The 11,482-nt window shown below is 70.1% G+C and carries 8 protein-coding genes; 7 read left to right on the top strand and 1 reads right to left on the bottom strand.

Going from position 1 to position 11,482, the window contains the following annotated elements; translation table 11 throughout:
* Nucleotides 1-128: 128 nt before the first annotated feature.
* Nucleotides 129-1,325 carry an alginate export family protein gene (locus ACE3TE_RS07155; protein WP_374603542.1) on the top strand — a complete coding sequence of 399 codons (1,197 nt, stop codon included), beginning with the start codon at nt 129-131 and terminating at the stop codon, nt 1,323-1,325.
* A gap of 495 nt (nt 1,326-1,820) precedes the next feature.
* Here the strand turns inward: ACE3TE_RS07155 and ACE3TE_RS07150 are convergent, their stop codons facing one another.
* Nucleotides 1,821-3,926: a cytochrome D1 domain-containing protein gene (locus ACE3TE_RS07150; RefSeq protein ID WP_374603540.1), complete on the bottom strand. Its 2,106-nt coding sequence runs from the start codon at nt 3,924-3,926 to the stop codon at nt 1,821-1,823.
* A gap of 206 nt (nt 3,927-4,132) precedes the next feature.
* Between ACE3TE_RS07150 and ACE3TE_RS07145 the strand changes: the two genes are divergently transcribed.
* The 6 genes from ACE3TE_RS07145 to fabB all read left to right on the top strand — a co-directional run bounded on the left by ACE3TE_RS07145 (nt 4,133) and on the right by fabB (nt 11,480).
* Entirely contained in the window at nt 4,133-6,328 is a 2,196-nt protein-coding gene (locus ACE3TE_RS07145) for a TonB-dependent receptor domain-containing protein (protein ID WP_374603538.1), read from the top strand.
* Nucleotides 6,329-6,392: 64 nt separating this feature from the next.
* A complete protein-coding gene (locus ACE3TE_RS07140) occupies nt 6,393-7,187 on the top strand; it encodes an SCP2 sterol-binding domain-containing protein (protein ID WP_374603536.1) in 795 nt (264 codons plus the stop codon).
* Nucleotides 7,184-8,188: a quinolinate synthase NadA gene (gene nadA, locus ACE3TE_RS07135; RefSeq protein ID WP_374603534.1), complete on the top strand. Its 1,005-nt coding sequence runs from the start codon at nt 7,184-7,186 to the stop codon at nt 8,186-8,188. The genes ACE3TE_RS07140 and nadA overlap by 4 nt, the downstream gene beginning before the upstream one ends.
* 20 nt (nt 8,189-8,208) lie before the next feature.
* Nucleotides 8,209-9,684, top strand: coding sequence for an L-aspartate oxidase (locus ACE3TE_RS07130; RefSeq protein ID WP_374603532.1), 1,476 nt, complete (start codon nt 8,209-8,211; stop codon nt 9,682-9,684).
* Between the two features lie 66 nt (nt 9,685-9,750).
* Nucleotides 9,751-10,266 carry a 3-hydroxyacyl-[acyl-carrier-protein] dehydratase FabA gene (gene fabA, locus ACE3TE_RS07125; RefSeq protein ID WP_374603531.1) on the top strand — a complete coding sequence of 172 codons (516 nt, stop codon included), beginning with the start codon at nt 9,751-9,753 and terminating at the stop codon, nt 10,264-10,266.
* A 2-nt stretch (nt 10,267-10,268) separates the two neighbouring features.
* The gene (gene fabB / locus ACE3TE_RS07120) at nt 10,269-11,480 is read left to right on the top strand and encodes a beta-ketoacyl-ACP synthase I (RefSeq protein WP_374603529.1); all 1,212 of its coding nucleotides are present in this window, start codon (nt 10,269-10,271) and stop codon (nt 11,478-11,480) included.
* The last annotated feature ends 2 nt before the right edge of the window (nt 11,481-11,482 follow it).

Genomic DNA, 11,482 nt, shown 5'->3' with positions numbered 1-11,482 from the left:
CCTGTCCGGCGATGTGAACCCCGCGTGATCTGGGAAACGTTCACACACTTGACGTGGCTCAGGGCCGGGCCGCCCGAACCGGCGCACCCTCGCGACGACCCGTTCCGGGCCCTAGCTTGGATTTCGCCATGAAACTCACCTCCTGCATCACGCTCGCGCTGGCCGCCGCCAGCCTTCCGATGGCCGCCGACGCCGATCAAGGCTGGTCGGGTCACCTGCGCTACCGCCACGAAGCGGTCAGCGACGACGCCTTCGCGCGCGACGCCAGCGCCGACACCCTGCGCCTGCGACTGGGCTATCGCCACGCCTGGGCTCGCCAGTGGTCGGCCGGCCTGGAGTTCGAGGGCATCGCCGCGCTCGACGACCGCTACAACTCCACGGCGAACGGCGAAACCGCCTACCCGGTGGTGGCCGACCCCGCGGCCCTGGAAGTCAACCAGGCCTGGCTGCGCTGGCAGGGTGCGAAGGCCGGCGCGACGCTGGGCCGGCAGCGGCTGCTGCTGGACAACCAGCGTTTCGTCGGCAACGTCGGCTGGCGGCAGAACGAGCAGACCTTTGACGGCCTGGTCGCGGACTTCAGCCCGCGCGACGGCCTGGTGCTGCGATATGCCTGGCTCGACCGCGTGCATCGCGTCTTCAGCGACGAAGCCCGCGACCCGCTGGCCCGCGAGCGGCGCCTCGACGCACACCTGGCCAACGCCAGCTGGCAAACCGCCGCCGGTACCGTGGTGGCCTACGGCTACTGGCTCGAGGACGAGGACGTCGCGGGTGCATCGACGCGCACGCTCGGCCTGCGCTGGACCGGCGGTCGCGAACTGGCGGCGATCAAACTGGGCTGGACGCTGGAATTCGCGAACCAGCGCGACTACGCCGGCAACCCGCTGCAGGTGGACGCGGACTATTTCCTGGTTGAACCGTCCGCGACGGCCTGGGGCCTGACCTGGAAGCTTGGCTGGGAACAGCTGGGCGGCAACGGCAGCACCGCCTTCCAGACACCGCTGGCGACGCTGCATGCGTTCAACGGCTGGGCGGACAAGTTCCTGGTGACACCGGCGAACGGCCTGGACGATCGTTATGCGTCGGTGTCCGGAAAGTTCGGCAGCGGCAAGCTGCAGGACAAGCTGGGTTGGACGGTGGCCTGGCACGATTTCGACGCCGACCGCGGCGGTGCCGACTATGGCCGCGAATGGAACGCGTCGCTGTCGTTCCCGCTGCCGGGCGGGCTGTCCGGCCTGCTGAAGGTGGCCGACTACCAGAGCGACGGCTTCGCGCGCGATACGCGCAAACTCTGGCTGCAGGTGGAGTGGGCGTTCCCCGCGCCCTGATCCGGGCTTGCCCTGCGGGCAAGCAAGGCGGCGGTGCCGGACCTTTGGTCGGAGGCGCCGCCGCGCACGCGACGTCGCTCCGACTCCCGCACAGGACGCTGATTACCGGCCCGCCACTGCGTGGCGAAAGGCGTCGATCGTGAGGCGAGGCAGCGTTATGCACTTCGCCGCACAGCGGCGAGCTCGAAGCCGTCGGCCCCGAAGTCTGTCGGAGCAACGGCGCTTTGCGAGGTGAGGTCCGAAGCGGAGGGCAGGAGGCCCGTAGCGGCGCCGGGCAGGATGCCCAAGTGTCGCGGAGCGCATGGATGCGCGGGAGCGATCCGGCTTTTGCTGCCATGGATGGCGCTAGCAAGAAGCCGGGCGGCGCCTCACCTCGCAAAGCGGCGGTGCCATCGCAGACGGTCCGGCGACGACGCCCTTCTTGCCGAACGGCAAGCTCAAAAAGAAGGGGCCCTGCGATGCAGGGCCCCCGGGGTGCAGCGAATAACCGTAAGGTCAGTAGACGTCGTTGACCGTGTTGTTGATGTTGAACTTGCCGGTCGGCGTGATCAGGCGGGCGTCGTCAAGGACCGCCTTGAGCTTGCGCGTCTTGTCGTCCACCACCACGATCGCCGAACGCTGGTCCTTGCCGTTCCAGACCGAGAACCAGACCTCGTCGCCAGCTGCGTTGTACTCCGGCTGCACCACGCGCTTCGGGCCCTCGCCCAGGTTCGCCCACTCGGCGATCGGCAGCACCTCGAAACCACCGTCGAGGTTGTCGATGTCGAACACCGCCACCGACTGCGCCACCTTCTCGTCCGGGTTGAGCGGCGTATCCACCCACAGGTTGCGCGACTTCGGATGGGTCTTGATGAACAGCGAACCGCCACCCTGGCCGTTGAGCACTTCGACCACTTTCCAGGCGTTGTCCGCGTGCTTCTCCGGATCCGTGCCGATCAGCGTGATCTTGTCGTTGCCCAGCGCCGAGGTGCCCCAGACCGGTCCGAACTCGGGATGCACGAAGTTCGCGCCGCGGCCCGGGTGCGGGATCTTGTCGACGTCGATCAGGCCGACCATGCGCTGGTCCTTCGAGTCCACCACCGCGATCTTGTCGCTCTGGTTGGCCGCGGTGAGGAAGTAGCGCTTGGTCACGTCCCAGCCGCCGTCGTGCAGGAAGCGCGCCGCGTCGAGCGTGGTGATCTTGAGGTTGTCGATGTCGCTGTAGTCCACCAGCAGGATGCGGCCGGTTTCCTTGACGTTGACGATGAACTCCGGGTGCTGGTGGCTGCCGACGATGGCGGCCACGCGCGGTTCCGGGTGGTATTCCTGCGTGTCCACCGTCATGCCGCGGGTCGAGACGATCTTCATCGGCTCCAGGCTCGGGCCGTCCATGATCACGAACTGCGGCGGCCAGTAGGCGCCGGCGATCGCCAGCTTGTCCTCGAAGCCCTTGTACTTGGAGGTTTCGACCGAACGCGCCTCGAGGCCGATCTTGATCTCGGCCACGCGGTCGGGCTTGGCCATCCACATGTCGATCAGGTCGATCTTGCCGTCGCGGCCGATCGTGTACACGTAGCGGCCCGAATGCGAGACGCGCGAGATGTGCACGGCGTAGCCGGTCTTGATGATGTTGATGATCTCCTTGGTGTCGCCGTCGATCAGGGCGATCTCGCCCGAGTCGCGCAGGGTCACCGAGAAGACGTTCCCGAGGTTGTACTTGTTCATCTGCCGGGTCGGGCGGTCCTCGACCGGCACCAGCACCTTCCAGCTTTCGCGCATCTCGGCCATGCCCCATTCCGGCGGGTTGGGCGGGGTGTGCTGCAGGAAGCGGGCCATCAGGTCGACCTGGGCGGTGGTCAGTTCGCCGCCGGTGCCGAAGTTGGGCATGCCGCCCGGGGAGCCGAAGTTGATCAGCGCCTTCAGGTAGTCGGTGCCCTTGGCCTGGGTCAGGTCCGGGGTAAGCGGCTTGCCGGTCGCGCCCTTGCGCAGCACGCCGTGGCAGCCGGCGCAGCGCTGGAAGAAGATGTCGGTCGCCTGGGCGAACTCTTCCTCGGTCATGTCCGGGGCGCCCGGGCTGCGCACCATCTTCATGTCGCCCGCGTCCATGGAGGACGGCGCGCCCTTGTAGGCCGCCTCGGCCTGGGAGGTGCCCGGATGGGCTTCGCCCTGGGCCGGGTCGGAGGCGCCGGCGATGTCCTTGCGGGCGGCGGCGACCTGGTCCGCGGTGAAGCGGGTGTCGAGGTCGTTGAGATCGTCCATCACGTGGTTGAGCAGGGCGGCGATGTCGGCGTCGGCCAGGTGGCTCATGGCCGGCATGACCGCGTTGTACTCATTGCCGTTGACGGTGATCTTGCCGCTCAGGCCGGCCAGCACGGCCTGAAGGGCGGCCTCCGGGTCCTTCTTGATCCAGTCCGAGTCCTTCAGCGGCGGGAACGCGCCGGCGAGTCCGGAACCATCGGCCTGGTGGCAGGCGGCGCAGTTGGCCAGGTAGGCGGCTTCGCCGGCCTGGTCCTCGGTCTTGGGAGCACGTTCGTTGACGACGTCGCTCTCCGCGGCAAAGGCGAAGCTGGCGCCGGCGCCGAGCGCGAAGGCCAGGGCGGTACTGATGAGTGTGCGTTTCATGGCTGGATCCCCGTAGGTGGATTTGGCGTTGCTCGGCGGTGAACCGCCGTCGGGTGAAGCTTGTTCCTGGGCCGGCTGGTGTCCCCTGACCTGCATCAAGTGCAACGATCTTTCCATCTCTTCCCGGACGCCGGTTTGACAGCGGTCAATTCACGGCGACCCCCGGCTGTCGTACGGTGCGATTCCGGAAAGTACTGGTGAAGACGATGTCCCTTGTTCCTCTCGCGCTCGCGCTCGCAACGGCCCTGTCGCCTTCCGCCGAAGACGACACGCTGCGCACGCTCGATGCCGTGGTCGTGGTCGGAAGCCGCAGCGCCGAGCCCGTGAAGCAGGTCGTGGGCGCGGTCAGCCGGGTCGACCGCGAGGCGATGGAGCGTCGCGGCGTGCAGGGCATCGAGGACCTGGCGCGGCTGCTGCCGGGCGTGGACGTCAGCGCGGATGCGAATCGTTTCGGCGCGCAGGGCTTCAACGTCCGCGGGCTTGAGGGTAATCGCGTCGGCGTGGAACTCGACGGCGTGCCGCTGCCCGATGGTTTCGGGGTGGGGCAGTTCGCGCTGGCCGGCCGTGACCTGGTCGAACTGGGCATCGTTGATCGCGTCGAGGTGCTGCGCGGTCCGGCGTCCACGCTGCATGGCAGCAAGGCGCTGGCCGGCGTCGTCGCCTACTGGTCCCCGGATCCGGCCGAAGCGGACTGGTCCGACGACGAAGACATCTGGCAGGGCGCGGCGCGCGCCGGCGCCGGCAGTCGCGACCAGTCGCGCTGGCTGTCGGGACGCCTGGTCGCGCGCAGCGGGGACCAGCGCCTGTCCGCGCTGGTGGCGCTGGGCCGCCGCGAGGGCGAGCAGATGGAGAACGGCGCCGACGATCCGGACTTCGCTGCCAACCCCGCAGACTTCCGCAAGGACAGCGCGCTGCTGCGCCTGGGTTTCGACGCCGGCGCGGCCGGTCGCTGGAGCGCCATCGTCGAACGCGCCGAAGGCCGCCGGCAGACCGACGTGCAGTCGCAGCTGTTCGGGCCAGGCCGTTTTTCGACGACCTACGCGCTCACCGGCGACGATCGTTACGAGCGCCAGCGCGCCAGCCTCGGCGTGGAGTGGGAGCAGGTGGGCCCGCTTGGTCCGGTGCGCCTGCTGGCGTATCGCCAGGACAGCACGACCGACCAGTTCAGCGACCAGTTCCGCCTCGCGGACCGGGCCACGCCCTTCCTGTCGCGGCGCGAACGCCGCTTCGTGTTCGGGCAGGAAAGCACGGGGCTGGAAATCAACGCGCAGTGGCGCGGTGAATGGCTGGGCGCGCAGCACTGGCAGGTGTTCGGCATCGACCTGGCCCGGCACGACTACCGGGGCTACCGCGACGGCCTCGAGACCAACCTGATCAACGGCGCGACCAGCAACGTGATCATCGGCGAGGTGTTCCCGCTACGCGACTTCCCGAACAGCCGCGCCGACGAGATCGGCGTGTTCTGGCAGGACGAGATCCGCTTTGCCGAAAACTGGGCGCTCGTGCCCGGCCTGCGCTGGGAAAGCTACCGCCTGCGCGCCCGTCCCGATGCGCTGTGGTCCGAAGACAATCCGGGCGTGGTGCCGGTTTCGCTCGACAACGACCAGGTGACGCCCAAGCTGGGCCTGCGCTGGAACCGCGACCGGCTCGGCCTGTACGCGCAGTACACGCGCGGCTTCCGGGCGCCGCCTTTCAGCGACGTCAACATCGGCCTGAACCTGCCGACCTTCAACTACATCGCGCTGCCGAACCCCGACCTCGAACCCGAGCGCAGCGAGGGCCTCGAGCTGGGCATGCGCTGGAACGGCGAGTTCCTGGTCGCCACGCTGGCGGTTTACGAGAACCGCTACCGCGACCTGATCGAATCGCGTGCCAACCTCGGCCGCAACACCAGCGGCCAGCTGGTGTTCCAGTCGGTCAACCGCGACCGTGCCCGCATCCGCGGCGTCGAACTGGAAGGGCGCTGGTGGCTGGAGTCGCTGTCCGAAGGCGCCAGCGGCTGGTACCTCGATGCCGTGGCCGCCTGGGCCGAAGGCGACGATACCGCCCGCGACCTGCCGCTCAACTCGGTGCCGCCGCCGCGCGCCAGCCTGGGGGCGGGCTTCGAATCGGCCGACGGGCGCTGGGGTTCGGAGCTGCGCCTGACCGGCGTGAAGCGGGTCGCGCGCGCCGACCAGAGCACCGGGCCGCTGTTCCTGCCGCCGGGTTATGCGAACTGGGACCTGCACGCCTGGGTGTCGCTCGGCGAGCAGGTGCGCCTGAACCTGTCGGTCTTCAACCTCACCGACCGCACCGCCTGGGACTGGTCGGCGCTGCGCGGCCTGCCGGCCAACGCCGACGACGTCGCCTTCTATTCGCGTCCCGCGCGCGGCGCCAGCCTGGGCCTGGTGGTCGACTTCTAGCTCAATCGCCCCCGGTTGACCGAGGTCAGGGCGCGGCGTCCGCACCGACGCTGCAATGCGCGCCATGACCCACCTTCCCCTTGCCGTCAGCCTGCTCAGGCGCGGCGTCGACGGCATCGACGACGCGATGCTGCTGCTCGTGGCTGGCCGGCGCCGGCTCGTGGCCAGGCTGGCCGACAGCAAGCGCCGCGCGGGCCTGCCCGCACGCGACCCGGCGCGCGAAGAGCAGGTGCTGGCGCGTGGGCAGGGGCTGGCGCACCGGCTGGGTCTGCCGCCTGGACTGGCCCGCGGCCAGCTGGAATTCCTGATCGCCGATGCCTGCCGGCTGCAGCAGGCCGAGTCCGGAGAGACCATGAGCACGAGCCTTGCCCGATCCCCGCTGCGCTGGTTCCCGCCGCCGCATCGCTGGGCCCCGTTGCTGCGACGCGTGCCCGCGCCCTGGCAGCGCCATGCGCTTGAGCAGGCCGTCGGCCACCTGCTGGCCCGGCCGATCGGTGCGGGCGATCTCGATTTCATGCAGGGCCGGCGCCTGGGCATCGAAGTCAGCGACCTCGGCCTGGACTGGGTGCTGGAACTCGACGGCCAGCGCCTGAAGGCGGTCGAAGGCGGTGCCGAGGCCAGCGTGCGCGGCAGTGCGACCGACCTGCTGCTGCTCGCCAGCCGGCTGGAGGACGCCGACACCCTGTTTTTCCAGCGACGGCTCGAAGTCACCGGCGACACCGAGCTTGGCCTGACGGCCCGCAACCTGCTCGACCGCCTGCCCTGGGAATCGGTGCCGCTGGGCGTGCGCATCCTGCTCAACCGCGGCGCCCGCGCGGCCCGCGCCGCGCGCGAAGCCTGGCAGGGAGAGCCGGCATGAAGCCCGCCTGGCGCGATGAACTGATGACCGAATACGCGGGCCTGGCCGACAAACTCGAACGCCTGCTGCCCTGCGTCGAGGTGCCGATGCACCTGCCGTGGATCGACGCGATCCAGGCCCTGAAGCGTGAACGCGGCGCGGTGGTCATGGCGCACAGCTACCAGTCGCCGGAGATCTTCCACGGCGTCGCCGACGTCACCGGCGATTCGCTGGCGCTCGCGCAGGCCGCGGCCGACTGCGATGCCGACATCGTGGTCCTGTGCGGCGTGCACTTCATGGCCGAGACGGCGAAGATCCTGGCGCCGCAGGTGAAGGTGCTGATCCCGGATCCGCTGGCCGGCTGTTCGCTCGCCGATTCGATCACCGCCGCCGACGTGCGGGCGCTGCGGGCGCGGCACCCGGGCGCGCCGGTGGTCACCTACGTCAACACCAGCGCCGAAGTGAAGGCCGAGTCCGACGCCTGCTGCACCTCGGCGAACGCCGTGCAGGTGGTCGAGGCGATGGGCGCGGACAAGGTGATCTTCCTGCCCGACCGCTACCTGGGCGCACATGTCGCCGGCCAGACCGACGTGCAGCTGGTGCTGTGGGACGGTCGCTGCGAAGTGCATGAAACTTTCACCGCGGCCGAAGCCCGCCACGCCCGCCAGCGTTTCGACGCCAGGCTGGTGGCGCATCCCGAGTGCCCGCCCGAGGTGCTTGCCGAAGCCGACTTCGTTGGTTCCACCAGCGCGATGGGCGCCTGGCTCGAACGCGAGCAGCCCGAGCGCGTGGCGCTGATCACCGAGTGCTCGATGGCCGACAACCTGCGCCTGCGCTTCCCGGCGACGGAGTTCATCAAGCCCTGCAACCTGTGCCCGCACATGAAGCGCATCACCCTGCAGAACATCCACGCCTGCCTGCGCGACCTCTCGCCCGAGGTCCGGGTTCCGGACGACGTGGCGGCGCGCGCACGCCGCGCGCTCGAACGCATGCTGGCGGTGGGGCGGGGCGAGCGCGTCTGAGCGCGGCCAGCCCGCCGCTGGTGGTCGTCGGCGCCGGCATCGCCGGCCTGTGCGTGGCGCTGGCCGCCGCGCCAAGGCCGGTGCTGCTGGTGAGCCGCAGCCGCGGACCGGCCGGCACCGCCAGCGCCATGGCCCAGGGCGGCATCGCCGCGGCGGTGGGCGAGGGCGACGAGCCGGTCTTCCATGCCGCGGACACGCTGGTGGCCGGTGCCTGCCACAACCACGTCGGCGCGGTGCTGGACCTTGCGCTGGCCGCGCCGGACGCCATCGACTGGCTGCTGTCGCTCGGCGTGCCCTTCGACCGCGACGATGAAGGCCACCTGTCGCTCGGTCGCGAAGGTGGCCACGACCGGGCCCGCATCGTGCACGCCGGCGGCGACGGCACCGGCCGCGAGCTGATGCAGGTGCTGGTCGCCGCGGTCGAATCCGCCGCCCACGTGCAATGGCTGTCCGGACGCGCGCTGCAGGGCATCGGGCTCTGCGCCGGCGGGCGCGTGGCCGGCGTTCGTATTTCCGACGAGGCCGGGCGCAGCGACGTCATCAGCACGCCCGACCTCGTCATGGCCACGGGTGGCATCGGTGCATTGTTCGACACGACCACCAATCCGGAAGGGGCCGATGGCGCCGGCCTCGCGCTGGCGCTGGCGGCCGGTGCGGACGGACGCGACCTCGAGTTCATCCAGTGGCACCCGACGGCTTTTGCCTTGCCCTCGGGCAGGCACCTTCCGCTGGTCACCGAGGCGCTGCGCGGTGCCGGCGCCACTCTGGTCGGCGACGACGGCGCGGCGCTGATGCCGGGCACGCATCCGCTGGCTGACCTGGCGCCACGCGACGTCGTCGCGCGACGGATCTGGCGGCATCGACGGGCCGGTGGCCGCACATGGCTCGATGCCCGCAGGCTGGACGACGCGGCCTGGCGGCAGTTCCCGGGCGTGCTGGCAACCTGCGCCGCCGCCGGCATCGACCCGCGCCAGCAGCCGATCCCGGTGACGCCGGCCGTGCACTTCCACATGGGCGGCATCGCGGTCGACGACGCGGGTGCAAGCACCCTGCCGGGCCTGCACGCGGTGGGCGAGGTCGCCTGCAGCGGCGTGCACGGGGCCAACCGGCTTGCCAGCAATTCGCTCCTCGAAGGCGTGGTCTGCGGCAACGCATTGGGCGCCCGGTTGCGCGGAGGCAGCGACGCCGGTGCGCGCGTGCGGCGCTGGGTGGACGCGGGCCCGCCCGCGCCGGCAGCGGCGCGGGAGACGCTGTCCGCGCTGCTCACCGATGCGCTGGGTCCGCTGCGCAGCGGTGCGGCGCTGTCGGCCGGCATCGATGCGATCCGCGCGGACGCGGCGCTGGCGGGCAGCTGGCAGGGTCGGCTGGCGCTCCGACTGCTGGCGCCGGCGCTTGCGCGCGCCTGCTCGCTGGGTGCGCACTTCCGCGTGGATTCAGGCGCCGCCGGCAACATACGCCACGGCATCGAAACGGCTGCGTACGGCGAAATTGCTTGATACGAGGAAGGTCATGCCCCACATTGGCAGGCGTACATCCGCATCGTCCCCCCATTCCGCTTCCCCATGAACGTGTCCCAATCCTTCGATCGCAACCAGCTCCTGGAATGCGCCAGCGGCGCCATGTTCGGCCCGACGGGCGCACGCCTGCCGTCCGATCCGATGCTGATGTTCGACCGCATCACCGAGATCAGCGAAACCGGTGGCAAGCACGGCAAGGGTTTCATCCGCGCCGAACTCGACATCCGTCCGGACCTCTGGTTCTTCGCCTGCCACTTCACCGATGACCCGGTGATGCCGGGCTGCCTGGGCCTCGACGCCATGTGGCAGCTGGCGGGTTTCTTCCTGCCCTGGCTTGGCGAGCCCGGCCGCGGCCGGGCACTCGGCGTCGGCCAGGTGAAGTTCACCGGCCAGGTGCTGCCGAGCGCGAAGCTCGTGACCTACGAGATCGACATCCGGCGCGTCGTGCGCGGTCGCCTGAAGATGGTGATCGCCGACGGCCGCACGCTCGTGGACGGCCGCGAGATCTATACCGCCGAAGAGCTACGCGTCGGCTTGTTCACGTCCACCGAAGGCATGTAGTCATGCGTCGCATCGCGATTACGGGCATGGGCATCGTCTCCTGCCTGGGCAACCAGCTCGACCGGGTTTCGGCGGCACTGCGCAGCGGTATCTCCGGCATCCGCCGTGACGAAGCGGCGGCCGAGGCCGGCCTGCGCAGCCAGGTTTCGGGCGCGCCGGACATCGACCTGCCGTCGCGCATCGACCGCAAGGTGCTGCGCTTCATGGGCGACGGTGCGGCCTTCGCGCACGTGGCGATGCAGGAAGCCATCGCCGATGCCGGCCTCGATGATTCGCAGGTTCGCTCCGAGCGCACCGGCCTGTTCGCGGGCTCGGGCGGCGGTTCCACCGAATGGCAGGTCGAAGCGGCGGACCTGCTGCGCAACCGCGGCGTCCGCAAGGTCGGCCCGTACATGGTGCCGCGCACGATGGGCTCGACGGTGTCGGCCAACCTCGCCACCGCCTTCGGCATCCGTGGCGCCAGTTATTCGATCGCCGCCGCCTGCGCGACCTCGGCGCATTGCATCGGCGCCGCCGCCGACCTGATCCGCTCCGGCCGCCAGGACATCATGTTCGCCGGCGGCGGCGAAGAGCTGCACTGGTCGCTGAGCCTGCAGTTCGACGCGATGGGCGCGCTCTCGACGCGCCACAACGACACCCCGGCCACCGCCTCGCGCCCCTACGACGCCACCCGCGACGGGTTCGTCATCGCCGGCGGCGGCGGCATGCTGGTACTGGAAGACTACGATCACGCCGTCGCGCGCGGCGCCCGCATCCATGCGGAGCTGCTGGGCTACGGCGTCACCTCCGACGGCGCCGACATGGTCGCGCCGTCCGGCGAAGGCGCGGTGCGCTGCATGCGCATGGCGATGCAGGGCATCGATGCGCCGGTGGACTACCTCAACACCCACGGCACCTCGACGCCGCTGGGCGACCTGGTCGAACTTCGCGCCGTGCGCGAAGCCTTCGGCGAGTTGATGCCGCCGCTGTCGTCCACCAAGGCGCTGTCCGGGCATTCCCTCGGCGCGGCCAGCGTGCACGAGGCGATCTACTGCCTGCTGATGATGCGCGACCGGTTCATGGCCGGCTCGGCCAACATCAGCGAACCCGATCCGCAGACCGAGGGCTTCCCGATCCTGCGCGAAAGCCGCGAGGCGACGCTGCGCACGGTGATGTCGAACAGCTTCGGCTTCGGCGGCACCAATGCCTGCCTGGTGTTCGGCGCCGCGGGCTGAAA

Source organism: Arenimonas sp., assembly GCF_041919775.1.
In the GTDB taxonomy this organism is placed as follows: domain Bacteria; phylum Pseudomonadota; class Gammaproteobacteria; order Xanthomonadales; family Xanthomonadaceae; genus Arenimonas.
Note: the sequence above shows the minus strand (reverse complement) of the source record. Positions and strands in the feature narration are given on the sequence as shown.